Genomic DNA, 21,167 nt, shown 5'->3' on the forward strand with positions numbered 1-21,167 from the left:
CTGCCCCCGGGGGGGCGCGCCCGTCCGGGGCAGCCGCGGGCCGAGGGGTGTTAGGCCCCGGTTAGGGCCCCTCCGGTCCCGCTTCCGGCCCCGGGCGCGGGGGGGGCGCGCGCGCGGGTGCCCGTGGTGCGAGGGGGGAGTGCTCTGCCCTGAGCTACTCCGCCCCGAACTGCCTCGCCCGGACTGCTCCGCCCGGACTACTCCGGGCGCTTGAGCCGGGTGATGAACTTGTAGCGGTCGCCGCGGTAGATCGAGCGGACCCACTCCACCGGGTCGCCGTCGGCGTCGAAGGAGTGCCGGGAGAGCTGGAGCATCGGCAGCCCGAGGTCGGAGCCGAGCAGGCCGGCCTCGCGCGGGTTGGCGAGGGTGGTCTCGATGGTCTCCTCGGCCTCGGCCACGGTGACCCCGTACACCTCGCGCAGCGCCGCGTACAGCGAGTTGTGCTTGGCGAGGTTGCGCCGCAGCGCGGGGAAGCGCTTGGCGGACAGGTGGGCGACCTCGATGGCCATCGGGTCGCCGTTGGCCAGTCGCAGGCGCTCGATCCGCAGCACCCGGCCGCCGGGCTTGATGTCGAGCAGCGGGGCGAGCCGGTCGTCGGCGGTGATGTAGCCGATCTCGATCAGCCGCGAGGCGGGCTCCAGGCCCTGGGCCCGCATGTCCTCGGTGTAGGAGGTGAGCTGGAGGGCCTGGGCGACCTTGGGCTTGGCGACGAAGGTGCCCTTGCCCTGGATGCGCTCCAGCCGGCCCTCGACGACCAGTTCCTGCAGCGCCTGGCGCACGGTGGTGCGGGAGGTGTCGAACTGGGCGGCCAGCGCGCGCTCGGGCGGGACCGGGGTGCCGGCGGGCTGGGTCTCGGTCAGCTGGAGCAGGTGGCGCTTGAGACCGTAGTACTTGGGGACGCGCGCGGTCGGGTCGGCGCCGGCCTGCGTCGGGAGGTTTTTCACCTCGGGGTCGTTGACCTGGGCGGTGGTTCCCCCGTCGCTGCTCATCGGACCTGTTCTCCCGCTTCTCGCGGGGCCTTTACGGGCCCCGCCACATAGTTAACGGGTGACATCGTTGCATGTATGGCTACGGAACGAATACCTCATCACGCGATGAACGATGTGCGGTGTCGGCTTGATAACGGGTGGTCCGGATCGGTCGAACAGCCGTTGACAGGCCCATTGGTCTAGGCCAAGCTCCAGGCATCTGGTCTACACCACTAGGCCGGTCACTATGAATCCCCCCACCCGCTCGAAGGGGTCCGCGGCACCTTTCCCCCCGCTTTACGTGGGTCTGCCGCTGCCGCCCGACGGGGGTAACCCAGGCATCCCTCAGGAGGATGGCGTGAAGCGTCAGCTCATCGCGGCGGTCGGCGTCGCAGCAATGGTCGTCGGCCTGGCGGCCTGTGGCTCGGACGGCAAGAGCAAGGACAACGCCGGTTCGAACTCGTCGTCCGCGGCGGGCGCCAAGAACTACAGCGGCAAGACGCTGAAGGTGTGGCTGATGACCGGCTCCGCCCCGAAGGGCTGGACCGACGCGGTCAAGAGCGAGTTCGAGACCACCTACCCGGGCTCCAAGGTCGACTTCCAGATCCAGGAGTGGGACGGCATCGGTCAGAAGGTGACCGCCGCGCTGTCCGAGGGCTCGGTCGACGTCGTCGAGCTCGGCAACACCCAGACCTCCGGCTACGCGGCCTCGGGCGGCCTGCTCGACATCACCAAGGACAAGTCCGCCCTGGGCGGCGACGGTTGGAACGCCAACCAGAACGAGGCCGCCCAGTTGGACGGCAAGCAGTTCGCCGCCCCGTGGTGGGTCTCCAACCGCGTCGTCGCCTACAACAAGGACCTCTGGGCCAAGGCCCAGCTGACCGACGCGCCGAAGACCCTGGACGAGTTCTACGCCGACCTGGACAAGCTGAAGGCCACCGAGGGCGTCGCCGACCCGATCTACCTGCCGGGTCAGGAGTGGTACACCTACTTCGGTCTGCTCACCGGTGAGGGCGGCAAGATCGCCAAGAAGGACGGCGACAAGTGGGTCGGCGGCCTGTCCTCGCCCGAGGCGCAGAAGGCCTTCGAGACCTACAAGAAGCTGCAGGGCTACTCGGCCACCGGTCCGAAGGACAAGGACGAGGCCACCCCGCAGCAGAAGGACGTCTTCGGCAAGGGCAACGTCGGCACCATGATCGCCCTCGGCTGGGAGCTCCCGGCGGAGAAGGACATGGCGAAGGACAAGATCGGCTTCTTCCCGCTCCCGGGCAAGACCGCTGACAAGCCCTCCGGCGTCTTCCTCGGCGGCTCGAACCTGGCGATCGGTGCGCAGAGCAAGAACACCGACATGGCCAAGGACTTCCTGAAGATCGCCCTCAACGACAAGAACGAGGGCGCGGTCGCCGCCGCCGGCAACATCCCGAACAAGGCCGCGCTGAACAGCCAGCTCACCGGCGACTTCGCGAAGGCCGCCCAGTCCGCCTCGGCGGTCGGCGCGGTCACCCCGATCACCCCGAACTGGGCGAGCGTCGAGGACAAGCCGAACCCGATCAAGGAGTTCCTGACCGCGGCCCTCCAGGGTGGCGACTACGCGGCCACCGCGAAGAAGTACGACGACGAGATCGCGAAGCGGCTCAACCAGAAGCAGTAGGCACCGAGCGGCGTCGCTCACCGACCCCCGGCGGGGGGTCGGTGAGCGACGCCTGTCCGTCGTGGTTCGGGTTGTGAGGAAGTGAGAACGATGGCTGTGCATTCGGAGCGGGTGCAGACGCAGTCCCCGGATTCAGGGAAGGCTGCCGTGGCCGGAATTGAGACGAGTGCCGCCGGTGGTGGCGCCAACGGCACCCCCCGCAAGGGCGCCAGACCCGCAGGCGGGCCGAGCCTCGGCGCACGCCTGGCACCGTACCTGCTGCTGCTGCCCGCCACCGTGGCGACCCTCGCCCTGCTCGGCTGGCCGCTGGTGAAGACGGTCCTGCTGTCGTTCCAGAACCTCAACAAGCGCCAGTTCGTCCAGCACCTGACCGAGTGGAACGGCTTCGACAACTACAAGGAGCAGCTGACCGACCCGGACTTCTGGGCGGTCACCGGGCGCACCGTCGTCTTCACCCTGGTCAACGTCGTGCTGATCATGGTCGGCGGCACCCTGATCGGCCTGCTGCTCAACCGCCTCGGCAAGCGGATGCGGCTGCTCCTCTCGGTCGGCCTGCTGATGGCCTGGGCGATGCCCGTGGTCGCCGCGACCACCGTCTACACCTGGCTGTTCGACCAGCAGTGGGGCGTCGTCAACTGGTTCCTGGACAAGCTGGGTTGGCACGCGATGGCCGACTACAACTGGATGAGCGACCAGTACTCGACCTTCTTCGTGGTGATCCTGCTGATCGTCTGGCAGTCGGTCCCCTTCGTGGCGTTCAACATGTACGCCGGACTGACCACCATCCCCAAGGAGCTCTACGAGGCCGCCCGGATGGACGGCGCCGGCGCGTCCAAGATCTTCGGCTCGGTGATCTTCCCGAACCTGAAGCCGTTCTTCCTGGCCACGACGTTCCTGGAGATCATCTGGGTCTTCAAGGCCTTCACCCAGGTGTACGCGATCAACGGCGGCGGCCCCGAGAACCTGACCCGCACCCTGCCCGTGCACGCCTTCCTGGAGGGTTCGTCCGGGCAGCACTACGGCATCGGCTCCGCGATCGCGGTGCTCACCATCCTGATGCTGGGCGCGATGATGGCGTACTACTTCCGCATCATGATCAAGCAGGAGGACGAGCTGTGAGGCGCTCGCTCATCGGACGTACCTGGCCGAACGTGATCGCGGTCGTCCTCTTCGTCTTCTTCATCTTCCCCGTCTACTGGATGATCGCGACTGCCTTCAAGCAGGACAACGACATCATCAGCAAGACGCCGGTCTTCATCCCGTTCAACGGGACCCTCGACCACTTCACCACCGCGATCAACGCGCCCAACTTCTGGACGTACGTCACCAACAGCCTCATCGCCACCGTCGGTGCGGTGCTGATCTCGCTGGTGATCGCGACCCTCGCGGCCTTCGCCATCGCCCGGATGAAGTTCCGCGGCCGCAAGGCCTTCGTCCTGGTCGTCATGGTCGCGCAGATGGCGCCGTGGGAGGTCATGACCATCGCGGTCTACATGATCTCGCGCGACAACGAGATGCTGAACAGCCTCGTGCCGCTGACGTTCTTCTACATGATGATGGTGCTGCCCTTCACCATCTGGACGCTGCGCAGCTTCATCGCCGCGGTGCCGAAGGAGCTGGAGGAGTCGGCCATGGTGGACGGCTGCACCCGCTCCCAGGCCTTCGTGAAGGTGATCTTCCCGCTGCTGGCCCCCGGTCTGATGTCGACCTCGCTGTTCGGCTTCATCACCGCGTGGAACGAGTTCCCGCTCGTCCTGATCCTCAACAAGGAGGAGGGCAAGACCCTCCCGCTGTGGCTGTCGTCCTTCAAGACCGCCTTCGGCAACGACTGGGGCGCCACCATGGCGGCGTCCACGATGTTCGCCATCCCCGTGCTGATCCTGTTCGTCTTCCTGCAGCGCAAGGCGGTCGGCGGACTGACCGACGGCGCCGTGAAGGGCTGAGAAACGTGAGCATCCTCGTCCCCACCGCTCCGGTCAGCGACCAGCTGCACCGTGACGCCCTGACCGTCCTGCAGCCCGGCTTCGTCGGCACCGAGCCGCCGCAGTGGCTGCGCCGCCACCTCGCCGCCGGGCTCGGCTCGGTCGCGCTGTTCGACCGCAACGTGGTCGACCTCGACCAGCTCGCCAAGCTCACCAAGGCGCTGCGCGAGGAGAACCCCGACCTCCTGATCGCCATCGACGAGGAGAGCGGCGACGTCACCCGGCTGGAGGCGGGCTCCGGCTCGTCCTGGCCCGGCAACCTCGCGCTCGGCGCGATCGACGACCCGGCGCTGACCCGGGACGTCGCCCGCGAGCTGGGCCGGGCGCTGGCCGCGGCCGGCGTCAACTACAACTGGGCGCCCACCGCGGACGTCAACTCCAACCCGCGCAACCCGGTCATCGGCGTCCGCTCCTTCGGCGCCGACCCGGAGCTGTGCGCCCGGCACACCGCCGCCTGGGTGGAGGGCCTCCAGTCGGCCGGCGTGGCCGCCTGCTCCAAGCACTTCCCCGGCCACGGCGACACCGCCGTCGACTCGCACCACGGGCTGCCGGTCATCGACGTCGACCTGGACGTGCTGCGCTCGCGCGACCTGATCCCGTTCCAGGCGGCGATCGCGGCGGGCACCAAGGCCGTGATGACCGCCCACATCATGATCCCGGCGCTCGACCCGAAGCTGCCGGCCACCCTCAGCCCGCTCGTGCTGCGCGACCTGCTGCGCGCCGCCCCGGCCGACGGCGGCCTCGGCTACCAGGGCCTGATCGTCAGCGACGCGATCGAGATGGGCGCCATCGCCGACACCTTCGGAATGGGCGACGGCACCGTGCTGGCCCTGGCGGCCGGCGCGGACGCGATCTGCGTCGGCGGCGGGCTGGCCGACGAGGACACCGTGCTGATGCTGCGCGACGCCATCGTGGCGGGCGTGCGGGCCGGCGTGCTCTCCGAGGAGCGGCTGGCGGACGCCGCCGACCGGGTCCGCTCGCTCGGCAGCTGGGGCCGGATCTCGGCCCAGGGCGAGCGGCCGGAGCCGGACCTCGCGGTCGGCCTGCGGGCCGCCCGCCGGGCGCTGAAGGTGGTCCGGGCGCCGGGCCACGAGCCGCAGCCGGTGTCCGAGCGCCCGTTCGTGGCCTCGTTCTCGGACGAGCCGAACATCGCTGTCGGCGACGTCACCCCGTGGGGCGTGGCCGGCATGCTGGCCGACCGCTTCCCCGGCACCCGCACCCGCGCGGTCTCGGCGGCGCAGGCCGCCCCCGAGCTGCTGGACGCCCTGGTCGCCGAGCTGGTGGCCGGCGCCGAGGGCCGCCGCCTGGTACTGGTGGTCCGGGACGCGCACCGGCACGCCTGGATGTCCGCCGCGCTGGGCCGCCTGGTGGCGGCCCGGCCGGACGCCGCGGTGGTCGAGATGGGGCTGCCGCAGTCCGAGCCGGTCGGCGCGCTCTACATCGCCACCCACGGCGCCGCCCGGGTCTGCGGGCTGGCGGCCGTGGAGGTGCTCACCGGGCAGCCGGGAGCCATCGGCTGAGACCGAGGGGGGCGTCACCGGGAGTGTCCGGGAGGCGTCGGCCGACGGGCCCGTCATGCGCATGCCGCATGGCGGGCCCGTTTCGTTTCCCCGCCGTTCGACCTGCGGATTCGCCAGGTGACCGCGTTCCCTCAAGTAGGCCTTAAATCCACCTTAAGTCCCACTTAGGGTGACGGTACGGCGACTGATCGCCACGGGGTACAACAGCTCTGCAACGGCCGTGGCGACGAGGCCATTTGGCCGTTGACACCACCTATGGTCTAGGCCAGAGTCCAGTCATCCGGTTCGAAATTCAACCTCACCGGATGTGGTATCGGCCCTCCCCGAAGCTCTTCGCCCCTGCCCGGACCCTCCGTTGCGGGCGCCATCACGCTGCCGGCGGGCAACACGGCTCTAGCACCCTCGGAGGATGGCGTGAAGAAGCGTCAGCTCATGTCGACGTTCGGAATCACTGCCCTGGCGATCGGGCTGACGGCCTGTTCATCGGCCGGCACGGCGTCGAAGGACGGCAAGAGCCCCGGCGCCGACCCGAAGGCCGCGAGCGGCACCGTCACCGTCTGGCTGATGGACGACGCCCAGAAGAACTGGCCCGACCTGGTGCAGCAGGTCAACGACCAGTTCGCGGCGAAGTACCCGAACGTCACCCTCAAGCTCGCCTACCAGGGCTGGGCCGACAAGGTGACCAAGCTCGACAAGGCGATCGCCGACGGCTCCGCGCCCGACGTGGTCGAGCTCGGCAACACCGAGACCATGAAGTACGTGCTCTCCGGCGCGCTGGCCCCGGTCGACCGGACCACCTTCGACAACTCCGACAGCTGGATCAAGGCGCTCGCCAACACCTGTACGTACCAGGACAAGCTCTTGTGCGTGCCCTACTACGCCGGCGCCCGGGTCGCCATCTACAACGCCGCCACCTTCCAGCAGGCCACCGGCAGCTCCGAATTCCCCAAGACCGAGGCCGACCTGACGGCGGTCCTGGACAAGGTCGCCGACAAGAACAAGGCCGACAAGAGCTACTCCTCGCTCTACCTGCCCGGCCCGTACTGGTACGCCGCGATGAGCTACGTGGCCGCGTACGGCGGCAGCATCGCCAAGTTCGACAGCTCCGGCAACTGGCACGGCACCCTGCACGACGCCAAGTCCCAGCAGGGCATCAGCCACTTCGTCGACCTGGTCCGCAAGTACACCAAGGGCGACCTGACGGTGAACGAGCAGAACCAGTTCGAGTCGATGGCCCGCGGGCGCGCCGCGTCCTTCTACGGCAACGGCTACGAGGCGGCCAGCGTCGTCGCGCCGGGCACCGGCGACCCGAGCCTCAAGGACACCGTCAAGATGGCCACCATGCCCGGCCCGGACGGCAAGCCGCTGCCCACCTTCATCGGCGGCTCCGACCTCGCGGTCACCGCCAAGTCCGCGCAGGTCGAGCTGGCCACCGACTGGGTGCGGATGTTCACCAGCACCAAGTCCCAGCAGACGCTGGCCGACAAGGACATCCTGCCGAACAACCTCACCCAGCTGAACCCGCTGAAGAACAAGCCGACCACCGCCGCGGCGGCCAACGCGGTGCCGGACGCCTGGTTCACCCCGCTGGCCCCCGGCTGGGGCGCGATCGAGAAGCAGAAGATCCTGCCCGACATGCTGACCGGCATCCTCAAGGGCAAGTCGGTGGACCAGGCCACCAAGGACGCCGACGCCGCGATCGACCAGCTGATCAACAAGGCGTCCTGACCCGGCGCCGCCAGCCGCACAGGCCGAGGGCCCGTCCCGTCCGGGGCGGGCCTTCGGGTGTGCCCGGCGGGGGCGGCCCCCGTAGGATTGCGGCAGGAAACCACCGCAGCGAGTGTGCGGACTCGCCGCCGTAGAGGTCCCCGTCGGGCAACCTGCCCGGAGGGGTCGAACCATCTCATCGGAGGCACATCCTGATGTCCGACCCGCAGACTGTTTCCGTTCCTGGCCGGATCATGGCGGCGGAGATGGCCGAGCAGCCGGCCGTCCTCCAGCGCATCCTCGACGAGGGTGCCCCGAAGATCCGCCAGATCGCGGCCGAGATCGCCGCCCGCAACCCTCGCTTCGTCCTGCTGACCGCGCGCGGCACGTCCGACAACGCGGCGCTGTACGCCAAGTACCTGATCGAGATCCTGCTCGGCAAGCCGGCCGGCCTGACCTCGATGTCCACCACCACCGCGTACGGTGCCAAGCCGGACCTCACCGACGTCCTGGTCGTCACCGTCAGCCAGTCCGGCGGCTCGCCCGACCTGGTGGCCTCCACCAAGGCCGCCCGCGAGGCCGGCGCCATCACCCTCGCCGTCACCAACAACGCGTCCTCGCCGCTGGCCGAGGTCTCCGAGTTCCACATCGACGTGCTGGCCGGCCCGGAGAAGGCGCTGCCGGCCACCAAGACCTACACCGCCGAACTGCTGGCGCTCTACCTGCTGGTCGAGGGCCTGCGCGGCGGCGACGGTGCGGCGGCCAAGGAACTGCCCGGCCTGGCCGCCGGCGTCCTGGCCCGCCACGCCGAGGTGAAGGCGCTGGCCGAGCGGTACCGCTTCGCCCAGCGCCTGGTCATCACCTCGCGCGGCTACGGCTACCCGACCGCCCGCGAGGCGGCGCTGAAGCTGATGGAGACCACCTACATCCCGGCCTCCCCGTTCTCCGGCGCCGATCTGCTGCACGGCCCGCTGGCCATGGTGGACAACGTCTCGCCGGTCATCGCGATCGTTCCGGACGGCAAGGGCGGCGAGGCCCTGCAGCCGGTGCTGGACCGCCTGCGCGGCCGCGGCGCGGACCTGGTCGTGGTCGGCCAGCAGGCGCAGGTGGACGCCGCCTCGGCCGGCTTCGCCCTGCCGGCCGGCGTGCCGGAGGAGGTCCAGCCGATCCTGGAGATCCTCCCGCTGCAGCTGCTGGCCTACGAGGTCACCATCGCCCGCGGCCAGGACCCGGACGCCCCGCGCGCCCTGGCCAAGGTCACCGAGACGCACTGAGGCACGGCGCCACGCGATCGGGCCCCCGTCCACAGGCTGTGGACGGGGGCCCGACTCGTTGAGCGGCGGAACATGGCTTCGGCGGGGGAGCGCCCGGAACGCGTCGCACCCCCGGAACGCGTCGCGCCTGGCGCTCGGCGTACCCGGAAAGCACTACGGGCCACGGCGCCGACACGGGACCCTCAACCCATGCGGCACCGCAGCCCGGAGCTGTCGTCGGTCGCCGGAGTCGATCGAGAACTGTGCGGGGTCCTCGTTCGGCGGCGTCCGACCGAGGAAAGGCCTCGCGCGGTCAGGGCAGTTGCGCGGTGGGCCTCTCCTTGGTGCCCTTTCATTGTGGACTAGACCAATCTGGGTTGTCCAGGCCGCTCCGGAAATTGGTCTGGACAACTTCGGGAAGCGGGCTCCGCCGCAGGCCCGGCGCATGATCCGTTCCCCGGTCCGCCGCGCCGCGCCCCGACCGGCGGCGCTACTCTCGCCATGTGCCCTCGCTGAACGAACTCGTCCGCCGCCACACCACCCTGACCGGGGCCGATGTGGAATGGCTCCACATGCTGGTCTCGGAGTGGCAGCTTCTCTCCGACCTCTCCTTCGCCGACCTGGTCCTGTGGATCCCCACCTGGGACGGCATCCGCTACGTCTCGGTGGCGCAGATGCGGCCCAACACCGGCCCCACCTCCTACCAGGACGACATGGTCGGCCACCTCGTCCCGCGCGGGCGCCGCCCGCTGCTGGACGCCGCCTTCGACGAGGGCCGGATCGTGCGCGAGGGCGACCCGGAGTGGCGCGAGGAGGTGCCGGTCCGGGTCGAGTCCATCCCGGTCCGGCGCGAGGGCAAGGTGCTCGGGGTGATCGCCCGCAACACCAACCTGCTGACCGTCCGCACCCCCAGCCGGCTGGAGCTCACCTACCTGCAGAGCGCCTCCGACCTGGCCCAGATGATCGCCGCCGGCAGCTTCCCCTTCCACGGCGTCGAACAGATCGACATGGACGCCGCCCCCCGGGTCGGCGACGGCCTGATCCGGCTCGACGCGGACGGCATCGTCACCTACGCCAGCCCCAACGCCCTGTCCGCCTACCACCGGCTCGGCCTCACCACCGACCTGGTCGGCAGCCACCTGGGCCGGGCCACCGCCGAACTGGTCCCGCCCTCCCGGGCGGCCGTGCACGAGGCGCTGGTGAAGCTGGCGAGCGGCTGGGCGCCGCGGCAGACCGAGGTCGAGGTGCAGGGCGGGGTGGTGACCCTGCGGGCCATCCCGCTCAAGCCCAAGGGCACGCTGACCGGTTCGCTGGTGCTCTGCCGGGACGTCACCGAACTGCGCCGCCGCGACCGCGAGCTGATGACCAAGGACGCCACCATCCGGGAGATCCACCACCGGGTGAAGAACAACCTGCAGACCGTCGCCGCCCTGCTGCGGCTGCAGTCCCGCCGGATGGAGTCGGAGGCCGGCCGGGCCGCGCTGGACGAGGCGGTGCGCCGGGTCGGCTCGATCGCGATCGTGCACGAGACGCTGTCCCAGGCGCTGGACGAGCAGGTGGCCTTCGACGAGATCGCCGACCGGGTGCTGGCGATGGTGATGGAGCTGTCCCAGGACGGCCGGGTGGCGACCCGCCGCAGCGGCAGCTTCGGCATCCTGTCCGCCGAGGTGGCCACCCCGCTGTCGATGGTGCTGAACGAACTGCTGCAGAACGCGCTGGAGCACGCCTTCGGCCCGTCCGCCTCAGGGAACCTGGAGGTCAGCGCGCTGCGCGGGCGGGCCCCGGCGACCGGGGCGGGCTGGTCGGACAGCTGGAACGGCGGCGCCCGGCCGGAGGAGTTCCTGCTGATCACGGTGCAGGACGACGGCCGCGGCATGCCCGAGGGGTTCGACCCGCAGACGGCGGGCAACCTCGGCCTGCAGATCGTCCGCACGCTGGCCACCGGCGAGTTGGGTGGCACCTTCGACATGGTGGCCGGTCCGGACGGCGGCACCAAGGTGATCCTGGAGATCCCGGTCCGCTGATCCGCCGACTGGCCTGCGGTGCGGTGCGGTCCACGGTCCGGTCCGCACCGCGGTCCGCGGAAAGGTGCATCGAGGCGCGCGGTGGGGGCGTGCACTCGGCGAAAGCGCCGGGTGTCCACCCCACGAGCCCGGCGCGGGTCGGCCCGCGCGGGGGCGTGCCAGGGTGCGGGCGCGCCGGGGCGCGCACACAAACCGGGGCGCGAAAACAGAAACGAGGCCCTGTCGACCGGGGGGGGTGGGTCGACAGGGCCTCTCAACCCGTTCCGGCCGTCGGGGGGAGTCGGCCGGAACGGGGGCTCTGGGTGGTGCGACACCTCGCCCGTGCGTTGCACACGGTGAGCGCCACAGCTCCACGATATTGCTCTAAGTGAACAGTATCAAGTGGCTGGACGGTCCGGTGTCGCGGGACCTCGCCAGGCAAGGCCCTTTGTGCGGAAGGCTTCACCAGGAGGTGCAGGGAAGCCTTTGATCATGTGTTGATCGGTGTTTCGGTTACTGCTGGTGTTACGGCGTGTGATCAGGCGGTGCGGGCGCGGTTGCGGGCGGCACGGCGCTTCATCGCGCGACGCTCGTCCTCGCTCATACCGCCCCAGACGCCGGCATCCTGGCCGGTCTCAAGAGCCCACTGCAGGCACTGCTCCATGACCGGACAGCGGCGGCACACGGCCTTGGCTTCCTCGATCTGCAGCAGAGCAGGACCGGTGTTCCCGATCGGGAAGAACAGCTCCGGGTCCTCTTCGCGGCAGACAGCGCGGTGGCGCCAGTCCATGGTCGTCCAACTCCTCCTGCCGGCGGGGGGCACCCGGTCGGCATAATCGATGGCTTGTGAATGTGGCTTGTGAATGTGAACGCTTTCACGAATCCCGCAACAGCAAAAGAGACCAAAGGCCCGCCGGGGCCCGGGTGGTCTGTGCTAGGGAGGGATTCGGCGATTCGAGGGACGTTCCGCGGTCGACACCCGCCAGGTTCTGAGGTTGCCGTCGCTGCGATGCGTCCCGATCGCCATGTAGAGGTTCGCAAACCTCGGGCCCGGATACAACCCCCTTCAGGGAGGAATTTTTGATTCTTCGGTGTCGCCTAGCTCACAGCCAGTACTTCTATGGAGTGAAGGGGGCTTGTGCGTTCGAGAAGAAGGGCGAAACCCCCTTCCGGTCACACAATCACACGCAGTGCCCGCCGTACGCCTGTGAAACTGACGCGACTCCTGTCTCCAAGGTGGTCCCCGTCAACCTGGAACGGGGCCGGTTCCTCTGAAACCAAGGTGAAGTGTCTGACGTCGTGATAGGAGACGACGTGCTTGCCGGACGGGCCGGCCGGCGGGGCGCCTTCGCTCGAAGAGGCGTACGACCGCAGGATCTGACGGATCGTTCGAACGGTGCCGAACGCCGTCATCCGGGTGATCCCGAAGACGTCGAGATCAGTGTCGAAGGAGGCGAGCGGTGAGGGGTACACCGGGCGGTTGCCGAGGAACGTCCACGGCGAGGTGTTGCTGACTATGGCCAGGGCCAGGCCCGGCACGCCTTCTCGGCCCGGTAGTTCCAGGGCCACGGGCCCGGAACGACGCTGCTCACGCTGGGTGACGTAGTGCCGCAGCGCCTGCCCCACATAGAGCGCGTGGGTGGACTTGCGCCCCAACCGGCGCTGCTCCTCGACCCGGCCGACCACCCCGGCGTCGAAGCCCAGGCCGGCGGTGAAGGTGAACCAGCGGTCCGGCAGCCCGTCGGTCATCGCCTTGCCCAGGCCGACCGGCCGCTCGCTCCCGTGCTCCAGCGCGTACAGCAGGGCGCCGGTGGCCTCCACCGGGTCGTTGGGCAGACCCAGCGCGCGGGCGAACACATTGGTCGAACCGCCCGGCACCACGGCCAGTCGCGGGACCTTCTCGCCCGGGCCGTGCGTGAGCAGCCCGTTCACCACCTCGTTCACGGTGCCGTCGCCGCCGAGCGCCACCACCAGGTCGACCGTGCCGTCCTCCGAGGCCTCGCGGGCCAGGTCGCGGGCGTGGCCCCGGTACTGCGTCTCGGCCACCTCCAGCTTGAGGTCGCTGCGCAGCGCGTGGATCAGTACGTCCCTGGTGCGGCCACTGGTGGTGGTGGCCTTGTGGTTCACGACCAGGAGAGCGCGCATGGGGAAAGCCTACGGGTCGGTACGGACCAACCGGCGGCTACCCTGCTGGAGTGACCGCAGAATCCTCCGCACCCGTACCCACGGCGGGCCCGGCCCGCCCCTTGGCGCTGACCGTGGGCGCCGCCATCACCGCCCTGGAGGGCGCCGCGCTGGCCGTCGTCGGCGTCTGGGACATGGTGTCCGCGCTGTCCGGCCAGTCCAAGCAGCTCGCCCTGAACGAGTTCGGCGGCCTGGTCATCGTGCTGCTCGGCGTGCTGCCGGTGCTGGCCGCCCGCGCGCTGCTCAAGGAGCGCCGCTGGGGCCGCAGCCCGGCCGTGCTCACCAACTCGATCTGCCTGCCGATCGGGTACTACATGCTGGAGAGCGGCGGCGCGATGATCGGTGTCGGTGTGCTGGTCGGCCTGCTCGGGCTGGTCGGCATCGGCGCGCTGCTGAACCCGAAGTCGACGGCGGCCCTGTACGCGTCGCACGAGGGCTGAGCGCACAGGGCCGCCGGGGGTCGGCCGCCGGTTGAGCGGCCGTCAGTCCTACTCCTCCACCAGGAGCTTCTCCCGCAGCTGGGCCAAGGTCCGGGCCAGCAGGCGGGACACGTGCATCTGGGAGATCCCCACCTCGGCGGCGATCTGCGACTGTGTCATGTTCCGGAAGAACCGCAGCACCAGGATCTTCTGCTCCCGGGGCGGCAGTTGGGCCAGCAGCGGCTTGAGCGACTCGCGGTACTCGACGCCCTCCAGCGCCTCGTCGGTGGCGCCGAGGGTGTCCGCCACGGCCGGCGACTCGTCGTCGCTGTCCGGGACGTCCAGGGACAGCGTGGAGTACGCGTTGGCGGACTCCAGGCCCTCCAGGACGTCCTCCTCGGAGATCCCCAGGTGCTCGGCGAGCTCGTGCACCGTGGGGGAGCGCCCGTGCCGCTGGGAGAGCTCGCTGGTCGCCGTGGTGAGCGACAGCCGCAGCTCCTGGAGGCGGCGCGGCACCCGGACCGCCCAGCCCTTGTCGCGGAAGTGCCGTTTGATCTCGCCGACGATGGTCGGCGTGGCGTAGGTGGAGAACTCGACCCCGCGCTCGTGGTCGAAGCGGTCCACCGACTTGATCAGGCCGATGGTGGCGACCTGGGTCAGGTCGTCCAGCGGCTCGCCCCGGTTGCGGAACCGCCGGGCCAGGTGCTCGACCAGCGGGATGTGCATCCGCACCAGCTGGTTGCGCAGCTCGACGCGCTCCGGGGAGCCGTCGGGCAGCGCGGACAGCCGGACGAACAGCGCGCGGGCCGCCTCCCGGTCCGGTGCGCCCGAGCGGTGCGGGGCCGGGGCTGGCGCCTGGACGGGCACCGCGGTGCGCAGGTCCGCGGCCTCGTCCGCCGGATCGGACGGGGGCGGGGATGCGGGCGACGGTTCAGACGTCGGCTCGGTCGGGTGGCTCATCCGGTGGGCGTCCTTCGGGTGCGCATCGTCGTTGGCGGCGAGGCCAGGAACGCTCGCCTGGGTCGGTACGGCAGGTCCCGCCGTCGCGAGGCCGGTACGGTCCAGATCACTCACGGCCATTCCCCCGTTCCGTTCCGGGAGCACCGGGGCCCTCGGGCCCCGGCATCGTCTCGTTGGTCGTACCGCGTGGGGGGCGGTACCGGGCGCCGCCCGCCCGGCCCCTGATCGGGGACCGGGCGGACGGCCCTTGTGCGGTGCTGGTCGACGCCCCGGCTAGTGGGCGACGGGGCCGCCGCGCTTCTTGTGCAGGCTGATCGACACGGTCTTGTCCTCGCCGACCGAGGAGTCGACCTCGCCGGCCAGGGCGGAGAGCACCGTCCAGGCGAAGGTGTCCCGTTCGGGCGCCTTCCCGTCGGTGGTGGGGGCGGTGACGGTCACCTTCAGCGAGTCGCCGACCAGCCGGAACTCGCAGGTCAGGACGGAGCCTGGCACCGCCTGCTGGAGCAGGATGGCGCAGGCCTCGTCGACCGCGATCCGCAGGTCCTCGATCTCGTCGAGGGTGAAGTCGAGCCGTGCCGCCAGGCCGGCCGTCGCTGTTCGCAGGACCGAGAGGTAGGCACCCGCCGCGGGCAGCCGGACCTCCACGAAGTCCTGCACTCCGGGCTCGCCGTCGATCTGGGACACCCTCACCTCCTGGGTGACGCGCTGTGCTTCCGGGCCGGTGGCCGCGGCACTGTCTGTTGCTTGGCTCAACTGCTTCGCCCCAACTGTCCAGAGGGGTGGTGCGGTACGTACCGGTCATACCCTTCGCGGGACGACCGGACGCCGCGTATCCGCCTGAGACCTTACCGCCTTCCGCACGCCGGCCGGGGCTCGGGAGTCACTCATGGTAAGCCATCGCGACGCAGGGTGGCAGGGGTTCGGACGGTCCGTTCAGTGACCGCCGCCGGCGGCGGCGAGCGCCTCGCCGGTGAGCCGGTAGACGGTCCAGCCGTCCATCGGTACCGCGCCGAGGGACTTGTAGAAGTCGATCGAGGGCGTGTTCCAGTCGAGCACCGACCACTCCACCCGCGCGTAGCCGCGCTCGACGGCGATCCGCGCCAGTTCCAGCAGCAGCGCCTTGCCGTGGCCGCCGCCGCGGGACTGCGGGCGGACGTACAGGTCCTCCAGGTAGATCCCGTGGGTGCCGCGCCAGGTCGAGAAGTTGAGGAACCAGACCGCGAAGCCGACCGGCTCGCCGGTGGCGTCGTCCTCGGCGATCAGGCCGAACAGCGCCGGGTTGGCTCCGAACAGGGCGTCGCGCAGCTGCTCCTCGGTGGCCACGGCCTCCTGCGGGGCCTTCTCGTACTCCGCGAGCTCGCGGATCAGGGCGAGGATGACGGGAACGTCGGTCACGACGGCGGTGCGGATCATGCCGCGAGCCTACTGCGCGCCCCCGCCCGCGGCCCAGGCCCTGATCGGGGCCCGGGCCGGGGGCGGGCGGGTCAGCGGGCCGGGACGGTGCGCAGGTAGTCGGCCAGCGCGGTGATCGCGGCCGGGTTGCGCGGGCTCTCCACCAGGTCGACGTAGTCCAGGACGAAGATCCGGTCGTTCCTGACCGCCGAGACGCCGGCCAGCGGCGGGAAGGACTTCAGGAAGGCGCGCTTGGCGTCGGCGCCGGTCTCGCCGTAGTTGTTGATCAGGATCACCTCGGGGTCGCGCTGCACCACGCTCTCCCAGCCGACGGTGACCCAGGTGTCCGCGAGGTCGCCCATCACGTTGGCCCCGCCGGCCTTGGCGATGATCTCGTCGGCCGCGGCGAACTTCCCGGCGGTGTACGGCTTGTCCTGCCCGCTGTCGTACAGGAACACGGACGGCCGGCGCTCGGGCTGCGGGGCGGCGGCGACCTGCGCCTTGAAACCGGCGACCAGCTTGTCCGCCCGGTCGCGGACGTCGAAGATCTCGCCGAGGTTGGCCAGGTCGGTGTAGAGCGCGTCCAGCGGGGACATCACACCGCGCTCGGTGCCCTTGCCGCTGCGGCAGGACTCGCTGAGCACGTACGAGGGGATGCCGAGGTCCCCCAGCGCCTTCGGGGTGAAGCCGCGGCCCTCGTCGAAGCCGTAGTGCCAGCCGGCGAAGACCAGGTCGGCCTTGGCGCCCAGCACGATCTCCTTGGTGATCTCCTTCTTGGAGAGCCACGCGGTCTGCTGGTAGCCGTCCTTCCAGGCGACCTGGTCGACCCGGCCCTTGTCGTCGGGCATCACGTAGCCGGCCATCCGGTCGGCCAGGCCGAGGGCGAGCATCAGCTCGGTGATGCCGACGTCGTTGGTCACCGTCCGGGCGGGCTTCTGCGGGAAGGTGAGCTTGGTGCCGCAGTTCTCCACGGTCACCGGGTAGTGGGCGGAGGCGGCGGTGGCGTCGCCGCTCGGGGCGATCTCGGCGCCGCAGGCGGTGAGCCCGAGGGTGAGCAGGGCGGTGATGGCAACGGCCTTGGTGCGCACGGGGGTTCCTTCGGGGGGGCGGGTCAGATCCGGTCGAAGAGCAGTTGGACGGAGCCGGTCACCGGGTGCCGGACGGGGGTGGCCCGGACGCCGAACACCTCGGCCAGCAGGGCGGGTCGGAGCACCTCGGCGGGCGGCCCCGAGGCGACGATCCGGCCGGCCCGCAGCACGTACAGCAGGTCGCAGTGGCCGGCCGCCAGGTTGAGGTCGTGCAGCGCGGTGAGCACCGTCGGGCCGGCCTCCCGGACCAGCGCCAGCACGTCCAACTGGTGGGCGATGTCCAGGTGGTTGGTGGGCTCGTCCAGCACCAGCAGCCGGGGCTCCTGGACCAGCGCGCGGGCGATCAGCACCCGCTGCTTCTCGCCGCCGGACAGGCTCAGGAAGCCCCGCCCGGCCAACTGCTCGGCGCCGACCTTGCGCAGCGCCTCGGTGCAGCGGGCGTGGTCGTCCGCGCCCGGGCCGCCCAGGCCGCGCCGGTGCGGCAGCCGGCCCATGGCGACCACCTCGGCCACCGTGAAGTCGAACTCGGCGGAGTGCTCCTGGGGGAGTGCGGCCACCCGCCGGGCGGCCTCGCGCGCGGTCAGCGCGTGCAGGTCCGTGCCGTCCAGCAGGACGGCCCCGGCGGCCGGCCGCAGCGCCCGGTAGACGCAGCGCAGCAGCGTCGACTTGCCGCTGCCGTTCGGTCCGATCAGTCCGACCACCTGCCCGGCGGCGGCGTCCAGGGCGACGTCGTGGACCAGCCGGGCACCGGCCAGCTCGACCGAGACGGAGTCCAGGGCGAGATCCATCAGCGGCCTCCGAAGGAATAGCCGCGACGGCGCATCAGCAGCAGGAAACAGGGCACCCCGAGCACTGCGGTGACCACCCCGACCGGCAGTTCGGCGGGCGCCAGCAGGGTGCGCGAGACGATGTCCACCCAGACCAGCAGCAGCGCCCCGGCGAGCGGCGCGACCAGCAGCACCCGGCGGTGCCCGGCGCCGACCAGCATCCGGGCCAGGTGCGGCACCATCAGCCCGACGAAGCCGATCGCCCCGCTGACGGCCACCACCGTGCCGGTGACGGCGGCGGTCACCACGAACAGCTCGCGGCGCAGCCGGTCCGGGTCCACGCCCAGCGAGGCGGCCGTCTCGTCGCCCATGGCGAGCGCGTCCAGCCGGCCGGCGGCGCAGGCCAGGTACGCCAGGCCGGCCAGCACGGTGGCGGCGGCGATCGGCACCGAGCCCCAGGTGGCGCCGCCGAGGCTGCCGAGCAGCCACATCATGGCGTCCCGGGCGGCCTCGCCGCGGGCGGCCGCGAAGACCATCAGCGCGGTGACGGCGGAGAAGCCGTAGGAGAGCGCGGTGCCGGTGAGCACCAGCCGCAGCGGGGTGAGCCCGTAGGCCGTCCGCGCCGCGAGGTAGACCAGCACCATGGCGACCAGCGCGGAGCCGAACGCGGAGGCCGAGATCGCCCACACCCCGAGCGAGGCGAAGGCGCCGAGCAGCAGCACCGCGTTGGCGCCGACGGCCGCGCCGGAGGAGATGCCGAGTACGAACGGGTCGGCCAGCGCGTTGCGCACCAGGGCCTGGACGGCGACCCCGGTGGCGGCCAGCCCGGCGCCGACCACGGCGGCCAGCACGGCGCGCGGCAGCCGGATCTCCCAGACGATCGCGTAGGCGGCGGCCTCCTCCGCCTCCAGCCGTCCGCCCGTCAGCCCGGCGGCCAGCAGCCGCAGGACGCGGGGCAGGCCGATCCCGGAGGCGCCCAGCGCCACGCCGCAGAGCAGCGAGAGCAGCAGGGCGGCGGCCAGGCCGACGGCGAGCGGGAGGGCGGGTATTCGGCGGGCGGGCGGGCTCGTTGCGCCACTGCCCGCGGCTGCGGTGCTGCTCACGGTGCGCCTTGCCTCGGGCCGCGGGTGCGCGGGGGCGGCACCGGTCGGGCGCGGGCCCGGGCGCCATCCCCTCGCAGTCCACGGCGAGTTGTCGGGAGTTCAGCGGCCGGGGGCGATCGGGCTGGCACGGCCCCGAAGGCCGTGCTCACCGTTGCGGGTCAGCGCCGGATTCACACCGGACTTCCCCCTCGGACGCCCTGGCAGCATAACAGCCACTCAGGCTAGGCAACCCTTACCTGACTCGGATGGGGCGTGAACGCATGACCGCCCCCGTCCGGGCTCGCGGACGGGGGCGGTCGGGTGGCGACGCGTCAGGCTCAGGCCTGCTTGGTCTCCCAGAAGATCTTGTCGACCTCGGCGATCAGGTCCAGCAGGGCCTGGCCGGTGGCGGGGTCGGTGGACGCCTTGGCGGCCGAGGCGGCCTTCAGGGTGTCGTTGATCAGCTGGTGCAGCTGCGGGTACTTCTCGAAGTGCGGGGCCTTGAAGTAGTCGCTCCACAGCACCGAGATGTGGTGCTTGACGGCCTCGGCACGCTGCTCCTTGATGATCAGGGCGCGGGTGCGGAAAGCCGGGTCCTCGTTGGCCTGGTACTTCTCCTGGGTGCCCTTGACCGACTCGGCCTCGATCCGGGCCTGCGCCGGGTCGTACACGCCGCAGGGCAGGTCACAGTGGGCGTGGGCGGTGGCGCGCGGTGCAAACAGACGAGAGAACATGGGAGTCCTTCCTTAGATCGTCTTCCCGCGCCCGAGATTACCCTTCCGCCCCCGGGGTTTCGCGATCGGGCGGTGGGCCTAGGGCAAAAGGCGGACCCGGAACCGGGGTAATCCGGACATCGAACGGATCGAACGGGGTGACGGTCCGTACGGCAGACTGGGACCGGGCGGTCCGGGAGGAGGAGTCGTGGCGCGGAGCACGGAACCGGCGGGCACGGAACCGGCGGGCACGGAACCCCGGGGGCGGGGCGGCGGCGCGGTGCCGTTCGGGCTGGTCGACGTGGCGGGCCCGTCGATGGTCCCGACCCTGCGCGAGGGCGACCAGTTGCTGGTGCGCTACGGCGCGCCGATCCGGCCCGGCGCGGTGGTGCTCTTCCGGCACCCCTTCCAGCAGGACCTGCTGGTGGTGAAGCGGGCCGCCGAGCGGCGTCCGAGGGGCTGGTGGCTGCTGTCCGACAACCGGCCGGTGGACAGCGACAGCCGAAGCTACGGCCCGGTCCCGGACGAACTGGTGCTCGGCCGGGTGCTGCTGAGGCTGCGCCCGCGCCCGGCCTGGCTGGCGCCGGGGCGGCGGCTGGAGCGGCTGCTGCTGAGCACCCGGCTGGCCCGGGTGCCGGGCCTGGCCCGCCGCCTGGGCGTCTGGGCGGAGCAGCTCTGACCCCCTGGGCCCTGCCGGGGACCTAGCCGGCGGCGCCGAGTGCCGCGGCCTCGGCCTCCTGGCGCTTGCGGGCCCGGTACGCGGCGACGTTGGCGCGGGTCGCGCAGCGGTCCGAGCAGTAGCGGCGGGAGCGGTTGGTCGAGGTGTCCAGGTAGGCGTTGCGGCAGGGCGCGGCCTGGCAGATGCCGAGCCGGTCGGCGCCCAGCTCGGTCAGGTGGACGGCCAGGCCCATGCAGGCGACCGCGCTGAAGTGCGCGGTGGCGGTCGGCGAGTTGTCGGCCAGGTGCAGGTGCCAGCGCGGCCGGCCGGCGTCGTCCAGGTAGTCGTGCCCGGAGACCAGCGGGCTGACCGGGTACTCCATCAGCAGGCTGTTCAGCAGGTCGACGCCCCGGATCTCGTCGCCCTCGGCGGCGGCCTCGAAGACCCCGCGCAGCCTGGTCCGCACCGCCCGCAGCCGGGGCAGGTCGGACTCGTCGGCCTGTGCGGCGGCCCGCGAGGAGTCGGAGAACAGGCCGCGCACCGCGTCCACGGACGTCAGCGTGTCGGTGCCGCGTTCGGGCTCCTCGGTGTTCACCAGCCGAACGGCGAGATCGGCGTACGAGGCGAGCTCCACGGAGGTCCTTCCAAAAGGTCGGTAACGGGCTGATTGCGTCCAGCCTATTACCTGGGTGGGGAAAACGTCGGGGGGGGGGGGGGGGGGCCCCGCCCCCGCCCCGGCGGGCGGGTGCGGAAAACCCCCGGCCGGTGCGGGGCGGGGGGCGGCGGGGGGGGGGGGGGGGGGACGACCCCGGGGGGGGCG

At 71.2% G+C, this 21,167-nt stretch carries 20 protein-coding genes and 1 riboswitch; of the genes, 9 read left to right on the forward strand and 11 right to left on the reverse strand.

The annotated features are described in order from the left end of the window. Positions 1 to 197 precede the first annotated feature (197 nt). Positions 198 to 989, reverse strand: coding sequence for a GntR family transcriptional regulator (locus ACFV61_RS25300; RefSeq protein ID WP_244293370.1), 792 nt, complete (start codon positions 987 to 989; stop codon positions 198 to 200). A gap of 337 nt (positions 990 to 1,326) precedes the next feature. On the opposite strand from ACFV61_RS25300, the gene ACFV61_RS25305 reads away from it, so the two are divergent. The 7 genes from ACFV61_RS25305 to ACFV61_RS25335 all read left to right on the forward strand — a co-directional run bounded on the left by ACFV61_RS25305 (position 1,327) and on the right by ACFV61_RS25335 (position 11,105). Next, a complete protein-coding gene (locus ACFV61_RS25305) occupies positions 1,327 to 2,619 on the forward strand; it encodes an extracellular solute-binding protein (protein ID WP_063347864.1) in 1,293 nt (430 codons plus the stop codon). 90 nt (positions 2,620 to 2,709) lie between these two features. Further along, positions 2,710 to 3,738, forward strand: coding sequence for a carbohydrate ABC transporter permease (locus tag ACFV61_RS25310; RefSeq protein WP_063347863.1), 1,029 nt, complete (start codon positions 2,710 to 2,712; stop codon positions 3,736 to 3,738). Beyond that, positions 3,735 to 4,562 carry a carbohydrate ABC transporter permease gene (locus tag ACFV61_RS25315; RefSeq protein WP_063347862.1) on the forward strand — a complete coding sequence of 276 codons (828 nt, stop codon included), beginning with the start codon at positions 3,735 to 3,737 and terminating at the stop codon, positions 4,560 to 4,562. Before ACFV61_RS25310 ends, ACFV61_RS25315 begins: the two co-directional genes overlap by 4 nt. 5 nt (positions 4,563 to 4,567) lie before the next feature. Then, positions 4,568 to 6,121 carry a glycoside hydrolase family 3 protein gene (locus tag ACFV61_RS25320; protein WP_063347861.1) on the forward strand — a complete coding sequence of 518 codons (1,554 nt, stop codon included), beginning with the start codon at positions 4,568 to 4,570 and terminating at the stop codon, positions 6,119 to 6,121. A 432-nt stretch (positions 6,122 to 6,553) separates the two neighbouring features. After that, complete coding sequence (locus ACFV61_RS25325) at positions 6,554 to 7,849, forward strand: extracellular solute-binding protein (RefSeq protein ID WP_380494036.1); 1,296 nt, start codon at positions 6,554 to 6,556, stop codon at positions 7,847 to 7,849. 194 nt (positions 7,850 to 8,043) lie between these two features. Continuing rightward, positions 8,044 to 9,102, forward strand: coding sequence for an SIS domain-containing protein (locus ACFV61_RS25330; protein ID WP_063347859.1), 1,059 nt, complete (start codon positions 8,044 to 8,046; stop codon positions 9,100 to 9,102). Positions 9,103 to 9,584: 482 nt separating this feature from the next. Next, positions 9,585 to 11,105, forward strand: a complete 1,521-nt coding sequence (locus tag ACFV61_RS25335; RefSeq protein WP_244293369.1) for a sensor histidine kinase — start codon at positions 9,585 to 9,587, stop codon at positions 11,103 to 11,105. 517 nt (positions 11,106 to 11,622) lie between these two features. Here ACFV61_RS25335 and ACFV61_RS25340 read toward each other — a convergent pair. Continuing rightward, positions 11,623 to 11,874 carry a WhiB family transcriptional regulator gene (locus ACFV61_RS25340; protein WP_014138019.1) on the reverse strand — a complete coding sequence of 84 codons (252 nt, stop codon included), beginning with the start codon at positions 11,872 to 11,874 and terminating at the stop codon, positions 11,623 to 11,625. Between the two features lie 383 nt (positions 11,875 to 12,257). Then, positions 12,258 to 13,229 (reverse strand): diacylglycerol kinase family protein, encoded by a 972-nt coding sequence (locus tag ACFV61_RS25345; RefSeq protein WP_063347858.1) that lies wholly within the window; start codon positions 13,227 to 13,229, stop codon positions 12,258 to 12,260. A 50-nt stretch (positions 13,230 to 13,279) separates the two neighbouring features. Between ACFV61_RS25345 and ACFV61_RS25350 the strand changes: the two genes are divergently transcribed. Then, positions 13,280 to 13,708, forward strand: coding sequence for a hypothetical protein (locus ACFV61_RS25350; protein WP_159398434.1), 429 nt, complete (start codon positions 13,280 to 13,282; stop codon positions 13,706 to 13,708). Positions 13,709 to 13,756: 48 nt separating this feature from the next. On the opposite strand, the gene ACFV61_RS25355 is transcribed toward ACFV61_RS25350, so the two are convergent. The 7 genes from ACFV61_RS25355 to sodN all read right to left on the reverse strand — a co-directional run bounded on the left by ACFV61_RS25355 (position 13,757) and on the right by sodN (position 19,710). Then, positions 13,757 to 14,761 carry an RNA polymerase sigma factor SigF gene (locus ACFV61_RS25355; RefSeq protein ID WP_350879654.1) on the reverse strand — a complete coding sequence of 335 codons (1,005 nt, stop codon included), beginning with the start codon at positions 14,759 to 14,761 and terminating at the stop codon, positions 13,757 to 13,759. Between the two features lie 159 nt (positions 14,762 to 14,920). Beyond that, on the reverse strand, positions 14,921 to 15,331 hold the full coding sequence (locus tag ACFV61_RS25360) for a hypothetical protein (protein WP_063347857.1): 411 nt from the start codon (positions 15,329 to 15,331) through the stop codon (positions 14,921 to 14,923). A 249-nt stretch (positions 15,332 to 15,580) separates the two neighbouring features. Continuing rightward, positions 15,581 to 16,060: a GNAT family N-acetyltransferase gene (locus tag ACFV61_RS25365; RefSeq protein ID WP_063347856.1), complete on the reverse strand. Its 480-nt coding sequence runs from the start codon at positions 16,058 to 16,060 to the stop codon at positions 15,581 to 15,583. A 71-nt stretch (positions 16,061 to 16,131) separates the two neighbouring features. Further along, complete coding sequence (locus ACFV61_RS25370) at positions 16,132 to 17,127, reverse strand: ABC transporter substrate-binding protein (RefSeq protein ID WP_380494038.1); 996 nt, start codon at positions 17,125 to 17,127, stop codon at positions 16,132 to 16,134. 23 nt (positions 17,128 to 17,150) lie between these two features. Further along, complete coding sequence (locus ACFV61_RS25375; RefSeq protein WP_380494039.1) at positions 17,151 to 17,915, reverse strand: ABC transporter ATP-binding protein; 765 nt, start codon at positions 17,913 to 17,915, stop codon at positions 17,151 to 17,153. Then, positions 17,915 to 18,997: an iron ABC transporter permease gene (locus ACFV61_RS25380; RefSeq protein WP_063347854.1), complete on the reverse strand. Its 1,083-nt coding sequence runs from the start codon at positions 18,995 to 18,997 to the stop codon at positions 17,915 to 17,917. The genes ACFV61_RS25375 and ACFV61_RS25380 overlap by 1 nt, the downstream gene beginning before the upstream one ends. Before the next feature lie 89 nt (positions 18,998 to 19,086). Then, positions 19,087 to 19,226, reverse strand: a riboswitch (cobalamin riboswitch). An 88-nt stretch (positions 19,227 to 19,314) separates the two neighbouring features. After that, complete coding sequence (gene sodN / locus ACFV61_RS25385) at positions 19,315 to 19,710, reverse strand: superoxide dismutase, Ni (protein WP_063347853.1); 396 nt, start codon at positions 19,708 to 19,710, stop codon at positions 19,315 to 19,317. Positions 19,711 to 20,005: 295 nt separating this feature from the next. Between sodN and sodX the strand changes: the two genes are divergently transcribed. Further along, positions 20,006 to 20,368, forward strand: coding sequence for a nickel-type superoxide dismutase maturation protease (gene sodX, locus ACFV61_RS25390; RefSeq protein WP_079136256.1), 363 nt, complete (start codon positions 20,006 to 20,008; stop codon positions 20,366 to 20,368). Between the two features lie 22 nt (positions 20,369 to 20,390). Here sodX and ACFV61_RS25395 read toward each other — a convergent pair whose 3' ends face one another. Next, positions 20,391 to 20,981, reverse strand: coding sequence for a CGNR zinc finger domain-containing protein (locus ACFV61_RS25395; RefSeq protein ID WP_063347852.1), 591 nt, complete (start codon positions 20,979 to 20,981; stop codon positions 20,391 to 20,393). Between the last annotated feature and the right edge of the window lie 186 nt (positions 20,982 to 21,167).

It is taken from the genome of Kitasatospora sp. NPDC059817, from assembly GCF_042731835.1.
In the GTDB taxonomy this organism is placed as follows: domain Bacteria; phylum Actinomycetota; class Actinomycetes; order Streptomycetales; family Streptomycetaceae; genus Kitasatospora.